The sequence below is a fragment of the Pseudomonas sp. SIMBA_067 genome (genome assembly GCF_046534675.1).
GTDB lineage: Bacteria > Pseudomonadota > Gammaproteobacteria > Pseudomonadales > Pseudomonadaceae > Aquipseudomonas > Aquipseudomonas putida.
On the sequence record NZ_JAWRYH010000008.1, the window covers coordinates 254824 to 273456 of the forward strand.

At 63.5% G+C, this 18633-nt stretch carries 13 protein-coding genes; 7 read left to right on the forward strand and 6 right to left on the reverse strand.

Annotated features, from left to right (window positions below; genetic code table 11):
- The first annotated feature begins 102 nt into the window (after window positions 1-102).
- Genes SB765_RS19045 through SB765_RS19065 form a run of 5 tightly spaced genes read left to right on the forward strand, consistent with a single transcriptional unit; the run spans window position 103 to window position 5213 of the window.
- On the forward strand, window positions 103-1284 hold the full coding sequence (locus SB765_RS19045; protein ID WP_410911094.1) for an SfnB family sulfur acquisition oxidoreductase: 1182 nt from the start codon (window positions 103-105) through the stop codon (window positions 1282-1284).
- Window positions 1284-2675, forward strand: a complete 1392-nt coding sequence (locus SB765_RS19050) for an LLM class flavin-dependent oxidoreductase (RefSeq protein ID WP_410931751.1) — start codon at window positions 1284-1286, stop codon at window positions 2673-2675. Before SB765_RS19045 ends, SB765_RS19050 begins: the two co-directional genes overlap by 1 nt.
- Window positions 2668-3468: a MetQ/NlpA family ABC transporter substrate-binding protein gene (locus tag SB765_RS19055; protein WP_049274603.1), complete on the forward strand. Its 801-nt coding sequence runs from the start codon at window positions 2668-2670 to the stop codon at window positions 3466-3468. Before SB765_RS19050 ends, SB765_RS19055 begins: the two co-directional genes overlap by 8 nt.
- Before the next feature lies 1 nt (window position 3469).
- Window positions 3470-4579 carry a methionine ABC transporter ATP-binding protein gene (locus SB765_RS19060; protein ID WP_410911091.1) on the forward strand — a complete coding sequence of 370 codons (1110 nt, stop codon included), beginning with the start codon at window positions 3470-3472 and terminating at the stop codon, window positions 4577-4579.
- Window positions 4569-5213 (forward strand): methionine ABC transporter permease, encoded by a 645-nt coding sequence (locus SB765_RS19065; RefSeq protein ID WP_008096606.1) that lies wholly within the window; start codon window positions 4569-4571, stop codon window positions 5211-5213. The genes SB765_RS19060 and SB765_RS19065 overlap by 11 nt, the downstream gene beginning before the upstream one ends.
- Before the next feature lie 28 nt (window positions 5214-5241).
- Here SB765_RS19065 and dibA read toward each other — a convergent pair whose 3' ends face one another.
- On the reverse strand, window positions 5242-7137 hold the full coding sequence (gene dibA / locus SB765_RS19070) for a phosphodiesterase DibA (protein WP_410911090.1): 1896 nt from the start codon (window positions 7135-7137) through the stop codon (window positions 5242-5244).
- A 184-nt stretch (window positions 7138-7321) separates the two neighbouring features.
- Here dibA and desA point away from each other — a divergent pair, with 184 nt between their 5' ends.
- Window positions 7322-8506: a delta-9 fatty acid desaturase DesA gene (desA, locus tag SB765_RS19075; protein WP_341797294.1), complete on the forward strand. Its 1185-nt coding sequence runs from the start codon at window positions 7322-7324 to the stop codon at window positions 8504-8506.
- Between the two features lie 99 nt (window positions 8507-8605).
- On the forward strand, window positions 8606-9634 hold the full coding sequence (locus tag SB765_RS19080) for a GGDEF domain-containing protein (RefSeq protein WP_258654621.1): 1029 nt from the start codon (window positions 8606-8608) through the stop codon (window positions 9632-9634).
- Between the two features lie 52 nt (window positions 9635-9686).
- Here the strand turns inward: SB765_RS19080 and SB765_RS19085 are convergent, their stop codons facing one another.
- The 5 genes from SB765_RS19085 to SB765_RS19105 all read right to left on the reverse strand — a co-directional run bounded on the left by SB765_RS19085 (window position 9687) and on the right by SB765_RS19105 (window position 18518).
- The gene (locus SB765_RS19085) at window positions 9687-10946 is read right to left on the reverse strand and encodes a response regulator (protein WP_341797293.1); all 1260 of its coding nucleotides are present in this window, start codon (window positions 10944-10946) and stop codon (window positions 9687-9689) included.
- 138 nt (window positions 10947-11084) lie between these two features.
- Window positions 11085-12362, reverse strand: a complete 1278-nt coding sequence (gabT, locus tag SB765_RS19090) for a 4-aminobutyrate--2-oxoglutarate transaminase (protein WP_341797292.1) — start codon at window positions 12360-12362, stop codon at window positions 11085-11087.
- A gap of 182 nt (window positions 12363-12544) precedes the next feature.
- The gene (gene gabD / locus SB765_RS19095; protein WP_016484375.1) at window positions 12545-13987 is read right to left on the reverse strand and encodes an NADP-dependent succinate-semialdehyde dehydrogenase; all 1443 of its coding nucleotides are present in this window, start codon (window positions 13985-13987) and stop codon (window positions 12545-12547) included.
- 500 nt (window positions 13988-14487) lie between these two features.
- On the reverse strand, window positions 14488-16164 hold the full coding sequence (locus SB765_RS19100; RefSeq protein WP_341797291.1) for an aryl-sulfate sulfotransferase: 1677 nt from the start codon (window positions 16162-16164) through the stop codon (window positions 14488-14490).
- Window positions 16165-16181: 17 nt separating this feature from the next.
- On the reverse strand, window positions 16182-18518 hold the full coding sequence (locus SB765_RS19105; protein ID WP_410931752.1) for a TonB-dependent receptor: 2337 nt from the start codon (window positions 18516-18518) through the stop codon (window positions 16182-16184).
- Window positions 18519-18633: the final 115 nt, after the last annotated feature.

Sequence of the window (18633 nt, forward strand, 5' to 3'; positions counted from 1 at the left end):
TACGCGGGATCGCGTACCGACATGGGATCGCGCATTCCTGTAGGAGCGGCCTTGTGCCGCGAAAGGGCCGCAACGCGGCCCCAATGGCCCCGGAGAAACAACATGACTACAAAAATCATCACCAGCGACACCGAAGCCCTGAATGTCGCCGAGGACATCGCCCAGCAACTGCGCCGCGACAGCGCCCTGCGCGACCGCGAGCGCCGCCTGCCCCACGCCGAACTGGAGCTGTTCACCCGCTCCGGCCTGTGGGCCATCAGTGTGCCCAAGGCCTTTGGCGGCGCGGGCGTGTCCAACGTCACCCTGGCCAAGGTCATCGCCCGTATCGCTCAGGCCGACGGCTCGCTGGGGCAGATCCCGCAAAACCATTTCTACGGACTGGAAGTGCTGCGGGTAAACGGCAGCCCCGAACAGCAACAGCGCCTGTACGCCGAAGTACTCGCCGGCCGCCGCTTCGGCAATGCTTTGGCCGAGCTGGGCACCAAGACCGCCAACGAGCGCACCACCCGCCTGAGCCGAGACGGCGAGGGCTTTCGCATCAACGGCCGCAAGTTCTACTCCACCGGCGCCATCTACGCCCAGCGCATTCCTACCTCGGTCGTCGACGACCAAGGCGTACAGCAGCTGGCCTTCGTCCCGGCCGACAGCCAGGGCCTGCAGGTGATCGACGACTGGAGCGGCTTCGGCCAACGCACCACCGGCAGCGGTTCGGTGGTGTTCGACAACGTGTATGTCAGCGCCGCCGACGTGGTGCCGTTCCAGAGCGCTTTCGAGCGCCCCACCCCGGTTGGGCCGCTGGCGCAAATCCTCCATGCCGCCATCGACACCGGCATCGCCCGCGCCGCCTATGAAGACGCCCTGCACTTCGTGCGCACACGCAGCCGCCCGTGGGTCGACTCCGGCCTGGACAAGGCCACGGATGATCCGCTGACGCTGAAGAGCTTCGGTCACCTGGCGATCCGCCTGCATGCCGCCGAAGCCCTGCTGGAGCGCGCCGGCGAATACCTCGACCGCGCCCGCGACGACAGCACCACCGACAACGTGGCCGCCGCCTCCATCGCCGTGGCCGAAGCGCGGGCCATCAGCACCGAGATTTCCCTCGCCGCCGGCACCGCCCTGTTCGAACTGGGCGGCAGCCAGGCAACGCTTGCCGAGCACAACCTCGACCGCCACTGGCGCAACGCTCGCGTGCACACCCTGCACGACCCGGTGCGCTGGAAGTATCACGCGATTGGCAACTACTACCTCAACGATGCCAACCCACCACGCCGGGGGACCATCTGATGGCCAGACAGATTCTGCTCAATGCCTTCAACATGAACTGCATCGGGCACATCAACCACGGCCTGTGGACCCACCCACGGGATACCTCGACCCAGTACAAGTCCCTGGAATACTGGACCAACCTGGCGCGCCTGCTGGAGCGCGGCCTGTTCGACGGGCTGTTCATCGCCGACATCGTCGGCACCTACGACATCTACGGCCAGTCGCTGGACGTCACCCTCAAGGAGTCGGTCCAGCTGCCGGTCAACGACCCGCTGCTGCTGGTTTCGGCCATGGCTGCGGTCACCCGCCACCTAGGGTTCGGCCTTACCGCCAACCTCACCTACGAGGCGCCGTACCTGTTCGCGCGGCGCCTTTCCACCCTCGACCACCTGAGCAATGGCCGGGTGGGCTGGAACATCGTCACCGGCTACCTCGACAGCGCCGCCCGCGCCATGGGCCTTGAGCAGCAACCCGAGCACGACCGCCGCTACGACCAGGCCGACGAATACCTGCAAGTGCTTTACAAGCTGCTGGAAGGCAGCTGGGCCGACGACGCCGTGGTCGCAGACCGCGAGCAGCGTGTGTATGCCCAGCCCGACAAGGTGCGCAAGGTCAGCCACCACGGCGAGTTCTACGACGTCGAGGGCTATCACCTGAGCGAACCCTCGCCGCAACGCACCCCGGTACTGTTCCAGGCCGGCAGCTCGCAGCGTGGCCTGGCGTTCGCCGGCAACCATGCCGAATGCGTGTTCATCAGCGGCCAGGACAAGGCCGCCACCCGCGCCCAGGTCGACAAGGTACGCGCTGCCGCCCAGGCCGCCGGGCGCGACCCGCAAGCGGTCAAAGTGTTCATGGGCATCACGGTGATCGTCGCCGCCACCGAGCAAGTGGCCCAGGCCAAGCATGCCGAGTACCTGCGCCATGCAAGCCCCGAGGCCGGCGTCGCGCACTTCGCCGCATCCACCGGCATCGACTTTGCGGCCTACGGGCTGGACGAGCCGATTGGCTTCAGCCAGGGCAATGCCATCCAGTCCGCCACGCGCCAGTTGCAGGACAACGCCTGGACCCGCCGTCGGCTGCTTGAACAGCACGCCCTGGGTGGCCGCTACGTAACCCTGGTCGGCTCACCGGAACAGGTGGCCGAACAGTTGATCGCCTGGATCGACGAAACCGGGCTGGACGGTTTCAACCTGACCCGCACCGTCACCCCGGAAAGCTTCGAGGACTTCATCGACCTGGTCATCCCGCAGTTGCAACAGCGTGGCCGCTACAAGACCGCCTACGCCGAAGGCACCCTGCGCGAGAAGTTGTTCCAGGCCGACCACCCGCACCTGCCCGCCGATCACCCGGGCTCGACCTACCGCTTTACCCCAACCCCTGCCCCGACTGGAGCCCTGCACCATGCTTGAGAAACTGTTCCGGCCCGTCGCGGCCTTTGCCCTCACCCTGGGCCTGACCGCCAGCGCCCTGGCTGCCGAACCGCTGAAGATCGGCACCACCTCGGCCTTTGCCATTCCGCTGGAAGCCGCAGTGGAAGAAGCGCACAAGCAAGGCCTGGAAGTGAAGCTGATCGAATTCAGCGACTGGATTGCGCCCAATGTCAGCCTCAACAGCGGCGACATCGACGTGAACTACTTCCAGCACATCCCGTTCCTGGAAAACGCCAAGGCTGCTGCGGGCTTCAACCTGGTGCCTTACGCCTCGGGCATCATCAACAACGTTGGCCTGTACTCGAAAAATTACAAAAGCTTCGCCGAGCTGCCTGAGGGCGCCAGCGTCGCCATCGCCAACGACCCGATCAACAGCGGCCGTGGCCTGCAACTGCTGGCCAAGGCCGGGCTGATCACCCTGAAGCCCGGCGTTGGCTACAAGGCCACCGAAGACGACATCGTCGCCAACCCGAAAAAGCTGAGAATCCTTCAGGTCGAGGCGGTTCAGCTGGTACGCGCCTACGACGACGCCGACCTGGTGCAGGGCTACCCCGCCTACATCCGCCTGGCCAACACCTTCGATGCCACCTCGGCATTGCTGTTCGACGGCCTGGAAAACAAGGAATACGTGATCCAGTTCGTCATCCGCCCGCAAAGCAAGGACGACCCACGGCTGGCCAGGTTCGTCGACATCTACCAGCATTCGCCGGTGGTGCGCGCAGCATTGGACAAAGCCCACGGCAAGCTCTACCAAGCCGGCTGGGAAGGCTGACATGAGCCAGGCCAGCGCGCTCAGGGCGCCTACACCACAACCATTGCCGCCAACGGTCAAGGAACAGGCCCTGCGCCCGGAAGTCAATGAAGCCCATGTGCGCTTCATCGGCCTGGGCAAGACCTACCCTGGCCAGACGCAACCGGCCTTGCAAGGCATCGACCTGAACATCCGCCATGGCGAGATCTTCGGCATCATCGGCCGCAGCGGTGCCGGCAAGTCTTCCCTGCTGCGCACCATCAACCGCCTGGAGCAACCCAGCCAGGGCCGGGTACTGATCGACCAGGTGGACATCGCGCCCTTCGACGAGGACCACCTGGTCGCGCTGCGCCGGCGCATCGGCATGATCTTCCAGCACTTCAACCTGATGTCGGCCAAGACCGTGTGGCAGAACGTCGAGCTGCCGTTGAAAGTGGCCGGCGTGGCCAAGGCCGAGCGCCAACGCAAGGTGCGTGAGCTGCTGGAGCTGGTCGGCTTGCAGGAAAAACACCACGTCTACCCGGCGCAACTGTCCGGCGGGCAGAAACAGCGCGTGGGCATTGCCCGGGCGCTGGTGCACGACCCCGAGATTCTGCTGTGCGACGAGGCCACCTCGGCGCTGGACCCGGAAACCACCGCTTCGATCCTTGAGTTGCTGCGCGACATCAACCGGCGCCTGGGCCTGACCATCGTGCTGATCACCCACGAAATGGCGGTAATCCGCGATATCTGCCACCGGGTGGTCGTGCTGGAGCGCGGCGAAGTGGTCGAGCAGGGCGAAGTCTGGCGGGTGTTCGGCGCACCACGCCATGAGGTCACCCGCACCCTGCTTGCACCGTTGCAGGCCAGGTTGCCTGCCGCGCTGCAAGCCAGCTTGCGGGCGAACCCGGTTAGCCGCGACAGCGCTTTGGTACTGAAACTGACCTTGCTCGGCGAACCCGAGCTGTCTGCCCTGTTCAACGATCTGGGCGGCCGCGTGCGCCTGCTGCAGGGCAGCGTGGAAACCATTGGCGAGCATGCCTTGGGGCAACTGATCCTGTCGGTGCAACACTCGCCGCACGATACCCATCAACTGCTGGAACGTGCCCGCCGCTGGGCCGAGGACGTGGAGGTACTGGGCCATGTGGTTTGATCGCCTGCTGGAAGGCTTGCTCGATACCTTGCTGATGGTCGGCGTGTCGTCGCTGATCGCCCTGCTGGTGGGGGTGCCGATGGCGGTGCTGCTGGTCACCAGCGACAAGGGCGGAATCTTCGAGGCACCGTTGCTGAACCGGGTGCTGGGCGCCTTCGTCAACCTGTTCCGTTCGATCCCGTTCCTGATCCTGATGGTCGCGCTGATCCCCTTCACCCGCCTGGTGGTAGGTACCACCTACGGCGTGTGGGCGGCGGTGGTGCCGCTGACCATTGCCGCCACGCCGTTTTTTGCGCGGATTGCCGAGGTCAGCCTGCGCGAGGTCGACCATGGTTTGGTGGAAGCTGCACAGGCCATGGGCTGCCGGCGCTGGCACATCGTCTGGCACGTGCTGTTGCCCGAGGCGCTGCCGGGCATCGTCGGGGGTTTCACCATTACCCTGGTGACCCTGATCAACTCCTCGGCCATGGCCGGGGCGATCGGTGCCGGGGGCTTGGGCGACATTGCCTATCGGTATGGGTACCAGCGTTTCGACAGCCAGATCATGCTGACCGTGATTGCCATGCTGGTGGCATTGGTGGCGTTGATCCAGCTGGGCGGTGATCGCCTGGCGAAGGGCTTGAACAAACGATAGCCAGGGGGCCGCAAGCGGCCCCTGGGTCTCAATCCCAGCGCAGATCCGCAGCCGGCACCGGCCGACCAAACCAGTACCCCTGCCCCAGCTGGCACTGCTCCAGCAGCAGGAAGCTGGCCTGCTCCGCCTGCTCGATGCCCTCGGCATGCACCTGCATGCCCATGCTGCGTGCCAGGGCAATGATTACCCGCACGATCGCGATGTCATCCTCATCCAGAGGCAACCCGGCCACGAACCCCTGATCGATCTTCAGCTTCTGCACCGGCAAACGCTTGAGCCGCAGCAACGACGAATACCCGGTGCCAAAGTCGTCGATGGCCAGGGTCACCCCCAGCTCGCGTAGCCGATGCAGTTGCTCCAGCGCCACCTCCGGGTCTTCCATCACCGCGCTTTCGGTCACTTCCAATTCCAGCAGGGCCGGAGCCAGGCCAGTCTCGTGCAGCACCTCGGCCACCTGCCCGTACAGTTCATGCTGGCCAAACAGGCGGCTGGAGATGTTCACTGCCACAAACGCCAGCTGCCGGCCTTCGGCCTGCCACTGCACCATTTGCCGACAGGCCTGGCGCAGCACCCAGGTGTCGATTTCGGCAATCAGCCCGGTGCGCTCGGCAATCGGGATGAACTCGCCCGGCGGCACCAGGCCGCGCTGGGGGTGCTGCCAGCGTACCAGTGTCTCGACCCCTACCTGTCGGCCTGTTGCCAGATCATGTACCGGCTGGAAGTAGGCCCGCAGCTCATCCTGCTCCAGTGCCCGACGCAGCTCACCGGCGGTCTCGACCCGGTGCTGGGCGTGAGCGGTCAGCTCTTCGGTGTACAGCGCATAGCAGGCACGCCCGTTGCTTTTGGCCTTGTACAACGCCGCATCGGCATTACGCAGCAACTGCTCGGCGCTCAAGGCGTCGCTGGGGAACAGGCTGATACCGACGCTGGCACTTATGAACAGGCGATTTTCCTCGAACACGAACGGCTCGCGCATGCGTTCGATAATGCACTGCGCCAGCTTGCCCGCCTGGCCGACCTGCTGGCAGTTCTCGGCCAGCACACCGAACTCGTCGCCACCCAGGCGTGCCAGGGTCACGCCATTGCCCAGCACCTCGCCCAGGCGCTCGCCCACCAGCTTCAGCAACTGGTCACCGATGGTGTGGCCCAGGCCGTCGTTGATACTCTGGAAATGGTCCAGGTCCAACAGCAGCAGGGCACAACCGCGCTTGTTGGCCTGGGCGGCCGCCAGGGCCTGCTCGACCCGGTCGCTGAACAGCAGGCGGTTGGGCAGGCCGGTCAGCGGGTCGTGGTGCGCCAGGTAGGCCAGCTCCTGTTCCGAATGCTTGATCGCACTGATGTCACTGAACACCGCTACGTAATGGCTCAGCTCACCGTCGTCATCGCGGATGGCGCAGATGGTCTGCCATTGCGGGTAGATTTCGCCGCTTTTGCGCCGGTTCCAGATTTCGCCGCTCCATTCGCCCTGCTCGGCCAGGGTGGCAAAGATCTGCTGGTAGAACGCCTGGCCGTGGCGGCCCGATTTGAACTTGCTCGGGCGCTGGCCGATCACCTCGTCCTGCTGGTAGCCGGTGATGCGCATGAAGGCACGGTTTACATGCACGATCAGGCCTTGGCGGTCGGTAACCAGTACGCCTTCGAGGGTACTGTCAAACACCGCAGCGGCCATTCGCAGCCGCTCGCGGTCCTCGCAGCGCAAGCGCGCACCGACACCGATGAAGTTCAGCAGCCGCACGCGCGACACATAGATCAGCACGGCACTGAACAACACCCACAGCACCACGTTGATCTGCCGCCCCACGGTCAGTGCCAGGGGATCGTCAGTCATGCCGTGCAGCATCACCTCGGCGAGCGCCAGCCAGAGGATCGAGAGCACCACATACAGCGCAGCCATGCGCAAGGCGTCGCGAACGGAAACAGACATGTCGGGTGGGATTGACCATCAGAAAGGAAGGGCGATTATAAAGGTTCTGGTGCTCTATGGGGGCGGGCACGCCCGCTCCCACATCGATCGCGTGAAACATCGCGTGGTCAGCTTTGACTGGTTTTATTTCCCTGCCAAGGGATAATCAGCCCTTCCCCCCCGCATTTCGAGGGTATTTACACCTATGTGGTACAACGGCCTGCTCGACTTGTCGGCCTGGCAACTGGTCGGCATCACGCTGCTGATGACCCACGTGACCATTGTCAGCGTCACCGTCTACCTGCATCGCTATTCCGCGCACCGGGCCCTGGAGCTCAATGGCGCGCTCAAGCATTTCTTCCGCTTCTGGCTGTGGCTGACCACGGCGCAGAACACCCGCGAATGGACCGCCGTCCACCGCAAGCACCACGCCAAGTGCGAAACCCCGGACGACCCGCACAGCCCGGTGTTCAAGGGCCTGGGCACAGTGCTGCGCAAGGGCGCCGAGCTGTACCGTGAAGAGGCGCGCAACCCCGAAACCCTGCGCATCTACGGCAAGAACTGCCCGGATGACTGGATCGAGCGCAACCTCTACTCGCGCTACAAGCTGGGTGGCATCGCGCTGATGGCGGTGATCGACCTGCTGCTGTTCGGCACCGCCGGCATTACCATCTGGGCAGTACAGATGATGTGGATCCCGTTCTGGGCCGCCGGCGTGGTCAACGGCCTGGGCCACGCGCTCGGCTATCGCAACTTCGAATGCCGCGACGCTGCCACCAACCTGGTGCCATGGGGCATCGTCATCGGTGGCGAAGAGCTGCACAACAACCACCACACCTACCCCAACTCGGCCAAACTGTCGGTCAAGCGCTGGGAGTTCGACATGGGCTGGGCGTGGATCCGCCTGTTCTGCCTGTTGCGCCTGGCCAAGGTGCAGCGCGTGGCGCCGATTGCCCACCGTGTGGCGGGCAAGGCCAGCCTGGACATGGACACTGCCATGGCCATCCTCAACAACCGCTTCCAGATCATGGCCCAGTACCGCAAGCTGGTGATCGGCCCGCTGGTCAAGCAGGAGCTGGCCCGGGTGGACGCCTCGGTGCGCCACCATTTCCGCCGCGCCAAGCGCCTGCTGTCGCGCGAAACCAGCTTGCTGGAAGACCGCCACCATGTGCGTATCGAGTCGATGCTTGCCCATAGCCAGGCGCTGAAGACCATTTACGAAAAACGCTTGGCCCTGCAGCAGATCTGGGCGCGCACCAGCGCCAACGGCCACGACATGCTGGCTGCCATGAAGGACTGGATACACGAGGCCGAAACCAGCGGCATCCACGCCCTGCGCGACTTCGCGGCGCAGCTCAAGACCTACTCCCTGCGCCCCTCCGGCGCCTGACCGCCGTTGATCGGCACGCCCCATTGCGGTGCGTGCCTTTCGGAACTTAGCCACCTCGACTTGACTCAAATTTGGCACATCGCCCGCGTGGCGGGCCAGATGCTGGCCGCACGCTTTTACGTCGAGACCCGCTTCGTGCACATGGCCAAGAACATTCCAACGACATTGCCCGGCACCCCACCTCCCGAAGCCGCCCAGACTTTACTGGCGCTACTCCACGCCCAAGGCGAGGTAGCCCGCCTGAGCGAGCGCGACCAGTTGTTCAGCTCGTTGCTGGACAGCGTTAACGCGGTGCTGTGGGCCTTCGACTGGGAAACCCGTCAGGTGCTGTACGTAAGCCCCGCCTACGAGCGCATCTTTGGCCGCCCGGCCAGCCTGGTGCTGGCCGACTACAACGAATGGCGCGACAGCATCTACCCTGACGACCTCGAGTTCGCCGAACGCAGCCTGGCACAGGTGCTGCTCAAGGGCTCGGTGGAAGACCGCGAGTACCGCATACTGAATGCCGACGGGCAACTGCGCTGGCTAAGCGACAAGTGCTACATCAACCAGCAACACGAGGGCGACCGAGTAATCATTGTCGGTATCGCCGAAGACATCACCGAGAAAAAGCAGCTTGAAGGCGAATTGCAGCGCCTGGCCACCACTGATGTGCTGACCCAGAGCAGCAACCGCAGGCACTTCTTCGAATGCGCCCAGCAGGCCTTTGACAGCGCCCGCGAAGACGGCACGCCGCTGGCCTTTCTGCTGCTGGACATCGACGACTTCAAACGCATCAACGACAGCTATGGCCACCAGGAAGGGGACCAGGTGCTGCAACACATTGCCGACAGCGGCAAGGCCGTACTACGCCGTGGCGACCTGTTCGGGCGCATTGGCGGCGAGGAGTTTGCGGCGGTGTTCCCGGGTTGCAACACGCAGGTGGCAGAGCAGATTGCCGAACGCTTGCAGCGGCAGATTCAGCGTTTGAGCTTCAACCATGGCGAGCAGACATACGGGGTGACAGTGAGCCAGGGGCTGACCGGACTGACCGAAGAAGATGTGGCCCTGGACAGCCTGTATGCCCGGGCCGATGCGGCGATGTACCAGGCCAAGCGGCAGGGCAAGAACCAGATCGTCCGTGGCTGACCCATCCCCCGCTGGAAAGGTATAACTGGGGCTGCAAAGCAGCCCCAAAAACTCAGCTGGGCGCTTCAGCCTCCGCCACAGGAGGCTCTTCCTGGGGCTTCACCTCCGGGTTATCCACCTTGCGCAGCCGGTTCAGCTCCGGCAGGCCAAGCTTGAGCAAGCGCGCGGTCTTGCCGCTGGCCACTTTCTCCAGCCCCTGCTCGGCCGGCAGCCGCGACAACTGCCCGGCCAGGTTCATCGCCAGGATCTCCCGCGAATACACGCCGCCGCCCAACTGGTAGATCGCCGCGATCAACTCGCGCAATGCCAGCGGCAAGCGCCAGCGCGTGCGTAGCGCCGAACCGAACGCCGCACCAAACTCATCCAGCGATTGCTGCACGTTGCGTTCGTCCAGCTCGCCCCCGGCCAACCGCCACTCTTGCAGGCAACGCAACACCGCCAGGTCGCCCAGGCAATGCAGCAACCCCGCGCAATAGCAGCGCCCTTCGTCCAGCTCGAGCATGCGTGCCAAGGTACGGCCATATTCGGCCGTATGCAGGGAAAGGTCCCAGTAGCCGGCCGCGTGCTGCGCCAGCAACGGGTCGCTGAGCCGTGCGCTGCGCTTGAGGGCCATGCCAAGAATCAGGTTCATGCTCTGGGTACTGCCAAGCTTGTTCAGGGCCTGCAGCAACGTTTGCACCGGTGCTTCCCGGTGCAGCGCGGCGCTGTTGGCGGCCGCGATCAACACGGCGGTAACCTGAGGGTCGCTACGCACTTCCTCTTCGAGCACCTTCAGGTTCAGGCCCTGAGGGTTGAGCGCTTGCTTGATCGCGACCTGCACATCGGCCAACAGCGGCCCGCCATCGGCGGTAGCACGGCGCTGCTCAAGGTAGGCGAACAAGCTGGCACCTGCCTGCAAGGCTGGCACCGGGCAGGCGATTTCTTCGCCAACGGCCAGCAGCAGCTCTTCCAGGCGCTTGCGCAGGTTGTCCAGATTCAGTGGTTTACTCAGGTAGGCGGTAGGGTGCAGGGGCAATACCTCGTGCACACTGGCGCTGTCGCTGCGGTTGCTCATGAGGATGAACGGCAACCCCGGCCCTTTGGCGCGCACCTTGCGCAACAGGTCCAGGCCATCGACACCGGCCAGCTCGCGGGCGGCGATAATCAGGTCTGGCTTGCTGGACAGGGCGCTGAGTGCCTGCGCCCCATCGACGCATACCTGCAGGCGGGCATCGCAGCGCACGCTTAGCAGCATCTCGCTGAGCATGTCACGCACCCAAGGGTCGCCTTCGACAATCAGTACGCTGGGTGGGGTGGGGTCTACAGCGCTCATCGCCAACTACTCCTGAATAGCCTGACACACATTCCGTCGCAGCTTCCAAAGCAAATCCTCCGCTAACCATAGCGCCCCATGGCTTTTCTGGGCACAAAAAAAACCCGCCGAAGCGGGCTTTTTCAGAAGCGCATCACATCAAGCGAGTTCAGCGAAGCACTCTTCGATGATGGCCAGGCCTTTGTCCAGCAGTGCGTCTTCGGCAGTCAGCGGTACCAGGATACGCAGAACGTTGCCGTAGGTGCCGCAGGACAGCAGGATCAGACCCTTGTCGCGTGCCTTGGCAACAACCTGGCCAACAGCAGCAGCGTTCGGGGTGTGAGTGCCTTTCTCGAAGACTTCAACAGCAATCATCGAGCCCAGACCACGGACGTCGCCGATGATCGGGTACTTCTTCTGGATTTCGCGCAGGCCGGTGGTCAGACGCTCACCTACAGCCTTGCTGCGGTCCAGCAGTTTTTCTTCTTCGAACACTTCGATCACAGCCAGGGCCGCAGCGCAAGCGATCGGCGAACCGGCGTAGGTGCCGCCCAGGCCGCCCGGCGCGATGGCGTCCATGTACTCGGCCTTGCCGCACACACCGGCCAGCGGGAAGCCGCCAGCAATGGATTTGGCGAAGGTGGTCAGGTCAGGCGCAACGCCCATCTGTTCCATGGCGAAGAAGGTACCGGTACGGCCAGCGCCAGTCTGTACTTCGTCGGCGATCAGCAGGATGCCGTGCTGGTCGCACAGGGCGCGCAGGCGCTTCATCAGCTCTTTCGGCGCTGGCAGGAAGCCGCCTTCGCCTTGTACCGGCTCGAGGATGATCGCGGCGATATCGCGCGGCTCGGCGTCGTTCTTGAAGATGCGCTCGACCGAGGCGATGGCGTCGTCAACGCTTACACCGTGCAGTTCGCTCGGGAACAGGGCGCGGAAGATGCCACCTGGCATCAGACCCATGCCAGCGGAGTACGGCACGACCTTGCCGGTCAGGCCCAGGGTCATCATGGTACGGCCGTGGTAGCCGCCGGTGAAAGCGATGACGCCAGCACGGCCAGTGGCGGCACGGGCGATCTTGACGGCGTTTTCAACAGCTTCGGAGCCGGTGGTGACCAGCAGGGTCTTCTTGTCGAAGTCGCCTGGTACCAGCTTGTTGATCTTTTCGCACAGCTCTACGTAGGGTTCGTAGGCCAGCACCTGGAAGCAAGTGTGGCTGACTTTGGTCAGCTGCTCTTGCACGGCTGCAACCACTTTCGGGTGCAGGTGGCCGGTGTTCAGTACTGCGATGCCGCCGGCGAAGTCGATCAGTTCGCGGCCTTCAACGTCGATCACGGTCGAGTTCTTCGCGGTGTCGACGAAGATCGGGTGGATCTGGCCAACGCCACGTGGGACGGCAGCTACACGACGTTGCATCAAGGATTCGTTGGTCTTGCTCATAATGCCCTCATTGCGCCGACAGGAATGGCGCTTTTATTCGGGGGTGGCTGGGAGTGCTCGCGCACAGTATTCGTTGATCGACTGCCGTAAACGCCCTGGCCACCAGGTACTGCGATGTAAAAAAGGCCAGCGAGACGTCGCTCTCGCGCCCCGCTGGCAGAGGTAAAGCCTTTACCGTGCTATCAGACGCTGATGCACAGGTATTTGATTTCGAGGTAGTCCTCGATACCGTATTTGGAACCTTCGCGGCCCAGGCCCGAAGCCTTGATGCCACCGAACGGTGCTACTTCGTTGGAGATCAGGCCGGTGTTGATACCCACCATGCCGTATTCCAGGGCTTCGGCAACACGGAACACACGGCTCATGTCGCGGGCGTAGAAGTACGAAGCCAGGCCGAACTCGGTGTCGTTGGACATGGCGATGACTTCGGCTTCGTCTTTGAAGCGGAACAGAGGCGCCAGTGGGCCGAAGGTCTCTTCCTTGGCGACAGCTGCGGTTTTCGGCACGTCGACCAGGATGGTCGGCTCGAAGAAGTTGCCTTCGATCAGCTTGCCACCGGACAGCACCTTGGCGCCTTTGGAGACGGCGTCTTCGATGTGTTCCTGAACCTTGGCGACAGCTTTGCCGTCGATCAGCGGGCCAGTGGTAGTGCCGTCTTCCAGGCCGTTACCGATCTTCAGCTTGGCAACTGCAGCGGCCAGCTTCTGGGCGAACGCATCATAGACGCCGTCCTGCACGTAGATACGGTTGGCGCAGACGCAGGTCTGGCCGTTGTTGCGGTACTTGGAGATGATCGCGCCCTCGACAGCCTTGTCCAGGTCGGCGTCGTCGAACACGATGAACGGGGCGTTGCCACCCAGCTCCAGGGAAACCTTCTTGATGTCCTTGGCGCATTCTTGCATCAGCTGGCGACCGATTTCGGTCGAGCCGGTGAAGGACAGCTTGCGTACCAGGGAGTTGCCGGTCAGTTCGCCGCCAACTTCGCCAGCGCTGCCGGTAACGACGCTCAGCACGCCAGCCGGGATACCGGCACGGTGTGCCAGCTCGACCAGCGCCAGGGCGGAGTAAGGGGTTTGCGATGCAGGCTTGAGCACCATGGTGCAGCCAGCGGCCAGGGCCGGGCCGGCTTTACGGGTGATCATGGCAGCCGGGAAGTTCCACGGGGTAATGGCCGCAGTAACGCCGATTGGCTGCTTGATGACGATCAGGCGCTTGTCTGGCTGGTGGCCCGGAATGGTGTCACCGTAGACGCGCTTGGCTTCTTCGGCGAACCACTCGATGAACGAAGCGGCATAGGCGATTTCGCCCTTGGCTTCGGCCAGTGGCTTGCCCTGCTCGGTGGTCATCAGGCGAGCCAGGTCGTCCTGGTTCTCGATCATCAGTTCGAACCAGCGACGCAGCTTGGCCGAACGCTCTTTGGCGGTCAGTGCACGCCAGGCCGGCAGGGCCTTGTCGGCAGCTTCGATGGCACGGCGGGTTTCCGCAGTACCCATCTTCGGCACGGTGCCGATGACTTCACCGGTGGCCGGGTTGGTCACCTTGATGGTCTGGCCATTGTCCGCATCCAGCCACTCACCGTTGATGTAGGCTTGCTGGCGGAACAACTGAGCGTCTTTGAGCTGCATGTCGGCTTCCCGAATTGTTGATTGTTGAAAAGCGCCCAAGGCAGGGCATCGAGCGTTTGAAATCTCAAACGAATGCTAAGCGGCTGCTGGGGTGTTGGACAATAGGCTGTTCGAAAAAAAGAACGAATGGTTGAACAGTCCATCTGAAATCGCCCGAAAAACGGCCCCTGCAGGGTAGACGATCAAGCAGAAAGAAATGTGAAAGGGGGAGTGGTTGCCGTGAGATCTTCAGCGCCTATGAAAACGAGCGCCGCCCGCGCGGCGCTTCGCAGCACAAGGCTGCTCCTACATTTGTTTCGGGCCAATTATTCCTGAGGTCAAGGCGCGCGGCCCTTTGGTGCTCACCTCAATATCGTGTCGAACAAACAAGGCGGTCGCGCGCGTTGGTGCAGGCGTCACTGGCCCGAAACAAATGTAGGAGCAGCCTTGTGCTGCGAAGCGCCGCGCGGGCGGCGCTCGATGTACGCATCAACACAAAATTTACGTCAGGCCTACCAAGCTCAAAATGCCTTGGCCAGGTCGATCACCAGTGCCCGGTAGCCAACACTGCCCGGCTGCCGGCTGTGCACCTTCAACTCCACCAGCACCTCCTGGGTCCCGCGCCGCACCTCGTTGAGGACGGTGGTGGTCAGTTTCTCGGGGGTGAGGAAGTTCACCGAAGCCGAGTAGATGAACTGGGTGTCGGTCTCCGGCCGGTAGGCCACCACCGAGGTCACCGGGCTGTACCACTCGTCGCCGCGCTCCTTGCCGTACTCCCACACCTGCTCGACCGTGCCCTTGGCTTCGTCGATGCGGTACTCCACCGCCCGGCTGTAGTTGCCGGCAAGCTTGGTCGGCGCAAAGTCGCGCCCCCAGCCGTTGTCGAACACGGTCAGCGTGCCTTTGCCAGTCAGCCAGGCAGTGTGCTGGGTCCACGACCAGTCGAAGTTTTCGCTCGCAACCGGTGTCAGCACTTTGTCGCGCAGGCGCTCAGGCCAGCCTTGGGGCGAGGCAAGAATCCACTTCACCTGCTTGTCGCGACCAATCTTCACCACGCCCTGATGCCGTGCTGAAACGATGATGCTGTCGTCATCAGCGTCGTAATCGATGGCATTGACGTGTGCCCAGTTGCGCCCGGTACCCACCCCCGGGGTGTCGCCAAACGGCAGGTTACCCTCGGCCAGTTCGTTGGCCAGGCGGTCGTCCTGCTTCTGCACCCCTTCCGGCAACTGGATAGCGGCCTTGCCGAGGGTTTCCAGCAAATCGCCGCGGTACGGGTCGAGGATCTGGTTGAGGTCCCAGAAGTCCAGTACATCCCCGGCTTCGCTGACCTCGATGATGTGGTCGCGAATCGAACGCACACGCTTGCCGTCCGGGCGGCGGTAGTCGCTGGTGCCCACCCGCAGCAGGTAGGTGCCGTTGGCGGTTTCGCGGATTTCGTGGGAGAAGTCGGCGAATTTGTCGGGCAGGCTGCGCTGCCATATGCGCCGGCCCAGCAGGTCGTACTTGGAGTAGGTCTGGCCCTGGCCCCAGATCAGCTTGCCGTCGCGGGTCTGCTGGAAGCCCATGGTGCCGCCCAGGCCGTCGCGGCGGTTGGAGTCGTGGATCTGCTCGATATCCAGGTACCAGCGCACATCGCCATTGCTGTCGGCAATCCAGTTGTTGCCCACCTGGTCCCATTCCGCTGCGCCACCCAGGGCATTCCACTTGAAGGCGCGGCCGCCCGGGATGTCACCCTGCAGGTGGTTGAACAGGTACAGGCGCCTTTCAAAGCCAGGCGTCACCTTGACCGGCTGCACTTCCGGCAACGCGGCGGTCTGCCTGGCCACCACCGGCAGGCGCACGGCCGGGGCGTAGACCTGGTACTGCTCGCGAATGCGCTCGCCGTCGAGCTTGTAGGTCACCTCGACCTGGTTGACGTAGTCCGGGTACAGCCCGAATACCGGGATGCCGCCGTAGGTCCACAACGAACGATCAGACACGTCATAGACAATGTCCACACCGCGCTCGCCACGCCCCAGCACACGCACATGCGCGTCACTCAGGCTGCGCCCACCGTCGCGGATGATCGCGGTCAGCGGCGCCAGGCGGTACGGGTTCACAACCACATCGCCGAGCAGCGCCTCGTCACGCTCGGGGACCTTGGCGGTCAGGCAGGCGCCTTCAGGCAGTGCAGGGGTTTGGGTCTTGGCATTCATGGCAAAGCTCCTTGTGCTCAGAAATCGTAACGGGCGGTGGCGCCGAAGGTGCGCGGGGTGCCGAGCACGCCGGCATAACCACCGTTGGCGGAGTTCCACAGGCTGGTGAAGTAGGTTTTGTCGCCGGCGTTTTTCACCCATAGCGACAGGTCGACCACGCCGTCGCCCTGGTCCAGGCGCACACCAGCGGAAAGGTTGACCAGCGCGTAGCTGGGGATCTGGCCGAAATCGGAATCGTCGATGGTGCCCACGGCCTTCGAGCGGAAGGCGTAGCTGGCAGTGACGTAGGGCTCGACATGGTCGGTGGCTTGCCACTTGTACTGGGTGTTGAGGTTGGCGATGTACTTGGAGGCGCCGACCACCTGGTGGCCAGACAGGTCGCAGGTGGCGGTGGCATTGGCCAGGCTCACCTCAGGCGGGCATGGGGCATCCTTGTACTCGGTGTAGCGCACGTCGTTCCACGAGCCGTTGAAGTTGACCGTAAGGCCACGGACCGGCAGCGCCGTGGCTTCGAACTCCAGGCCGCGCGAGCGCACGCTGCCGGCGTTGGCCAGGTACTGCACGCGGTTGATCTGGTCGTAGACGTTGGCCTGGTAACCATGCACCTCGGCCCAGAACAGGTTGCTGTTGAGTTGCAGGCGACCGTCGAACAGGGTGCTTTTCAAGCCCAGTTCGGCGTTGTTGACCCGCTCGGTACCCACCAGCAGCGAATCGGTCCCCAGCCGTGGTGCGGCGCCGACGGTCAGGTTGACGCCACCAGACTTCTCACCGTGAGTCAGGGTGGCGTAGCCCAGCAGCTGTTCGTTGAAGCGGTAGCTCAGGCCCAGCAGGCCGGAAGGGCTGAAGCTGTACTGGTTGAGATCGCCCGAATCGTAGGCCCCTATCCGCGCCTGGCGCGCGGTGGCAGCAGCCCCGGTTACAGCGGCGCCACCGTCAGGTGCATCGCGGGTCACCCAGGCGCTCTTTTCTTCATAGGTACCGCGCACGCCGGCGGTGAAATCCAGGCGGTCGGTGACATGCCAGGTGCCCTGGGCGAAAAGCGCATAGCTGTCGGTATCAATGTGCCCGTCACCAATGGTGTTGACGTTGTTCAGCGCACCGGCCGGGGTGAGGTTCCAGACATCCGCCTGCGGCCCGTAGTAAGTGAAGGACTTGTTGTCCAGGTCCTGCTTGAAGTAGTAGGCACCCAGCACGTAGTCGAAGGCGCCACCGGTAGGCGAAGCCAGGCGGATTTCCTGCGAGTACTGCTTGTCGCGTACCGATACCCCGGCGCTGTAGAACACCGGCACGTCCAGGCCATCGTCGTTGCGCGGGGTAAAGTCCCACCAGCGGTAGGCAGTGATCGAGGTCAGGGTGAAGTCGTTAGGCAAGGTCCAGTTGGCTTCCACCGAGGTGCCGCCCTGGAACACCGTCACCTGCTGGTCGGCGTCGAAATTGACCTTGCGGTCCTTGCCCGACACCAGCGTCGCGCCCGCCTGGGCGGCCAGGCTTTCGTAGCGGTTGACGCCATTGATGGTGGGGCCGGTGCTGTACAGGCTGAGGATGCCGTTATTGGAGTCTTCTTCGTTGTATTCGCCAATCCAGCGCAGGTTGAAGGTGTCGCTGGGCTTGAACAGCAGCTGGGTGCGAAAGCCCTGGCGCTTGCCGCCGTTGAGGTCGTCACCGTTGTGGATGTTCTTCACATAGCCGTCGTCTTCGGTGCGGTAGGCACTAATGCGTCCGGCCAAGGTCTCGCTGATCGGCCCCGAAAAGCTGCCCTGGGTTTGCAGATAGCCGTCTTCGCCAATCGACTGCTGGATGCTGCCTTCGCGGTGGAAGGTGGGCTTGCGCGTGTTGATGTTGAGCACGCCGGCCGTGGTGTTCTTGCCGAACAGCGTGCCCTGAGGGCCGCGCAACACTTCCAGCTGCTCCACATCCAGCAGGTCGAAAACCGCCATGCCCGGGCGGCCGAGGTAGACGTTGTCCAGGTAGATGCCGACGCTGCCTTCCAGGCCATCGCTGGCCGGGTTGTTGCCCAGGCCACGGATCGAGATGCTCGACTGGCGTGCATGCACGTAGGCGACGTTGGTGCTGGGCACCAGCTGTTGCAAATCCTGCACGCGGTAGATGCGCTGGGTTTCCAGGGTTTCGCTGTCGAGCACGCTGATGGGCGTGGGCACGCTTTGCGCGGTTTCTTCGCGGCGGCGGGCATTGACGGTGACGGTGCCGAGCTTGGCTTCCTGCTCTACCGCCGGGGTGGCGCTGACCGGCTCTTCGGCGAAGCTGCCAGAGGACGCCGCCAGCAACACGCCGGCGGCCAAGGGTTGCAAGGTGAAACGCGACGCGCGCGCAGGCCAACTGGAAAGTCCGGACATGCAAATGCTCCTTGAGGCGTGGGCCCTGGCGAGCATTTCCGTTGGCGGAACCGAATCGCGGTCAGTCGGGCTTATATTCTTTTAAGTAATATAAATATTTGTAATTCATATTTAG

What these genes read in the sequence shown, in the direction of transcription:
- SB765_RS19045 (WP_410911094.1), top strand. Translation starts at nt 103, where the DNA reads ATGACTACAAAAATCATCACCAGCGACACCGAAGCCCTGAATGTCGCC.
- SB765_RS19050 (WP_410931751.1), top strand. Translation starts at nt 1,284, where the DNA reads ATGGCCAGACAGATTCTGCTCAATGCCTTCAACATGAACTGCATCGGG.
- SB765_RS19055 (WP_049274603.1), top strand. Translation starts at nt 2,668, where the DNA reads ATGCTTGAGAAACTGTTCCGGCCCGTCGCGGCCTTTGCCCTCACCCTG.
- SB765_RS19060 (WP_410911091.1), top strand. Translation starts at nt 3,470, where the DNA reads ATGAGCCAGGCCAGCGCGCTCAGGGCGCCTACACCACAACCATTGCCG.
- SB765_RS19065 (WP_008096606.1), top strand. Translation starts at nt 4,569, where the DNA reads ATGTGGTTTGATCGCCTGCTGGAAGGCTTGCTCGATACCTTGCTGATG.
- dibA (WP_410911090.1), bottom strand. Translation starts at nt 7,137, where the DNA reads ATGTCTGTTTCCGTTCGCGACGCCTTGCGCATGGCTGCGCTGTATGTG.
- desA (WP_341797294.1), top strand. Translation starts at nt 7,322, where the DNA reads ATGTGGTACAACGGCCTGCTCGACTTGTCGGCCTGGCAACTGGTCGGC.
- SB765_RS19080 (WP_258654621.1), top strand. Translation starts at nt 8,606, where the DNA reads ATGCTGGCCGCACGCTTTTACGTCGAGACCCGCTTCGTGCACATGGCC.
- SB765_RS19085 (WP_341797293.1), bottom strand. Translation starts at nt 10,946, where the DNA reads ATGAGCGCTGTAGACCCCACCCCACCCAGCGTACTGATTGTCGAAGGC.
- gabT (WP_341797292.1), bottom strand. Translation starts at nt 12,362, where the DNA reads ATGAGCAAGACCAACGAATCCTTGATGCAACGTCGTGTAGCTGCCGTC.
- gabD (WP_016484375.1), bottom strand. Translation starts at nt 13,987, where the DNA reads ATGCAGCTCAAAGACGCTCAGTTGTTCCGCCAGCAAGCCTACATCAAC.
- SB765_RS19100 (WP_341797291.1), bottom strand. Translation starts at nt 16,164, where the DNA reads ATGAATGCCAAGACCCAAACCCCTGCACTGCCTGAAGGCGCCTGCCTG.
- SB765_RS19105 (WP_410931752.1), bottom strand. Translation starts at nt 18,518, where the DNA reads ATGTCCGGACTTTCCAGTTGGCCTGCGCGCGCGTCGCGTTTCACCTTG.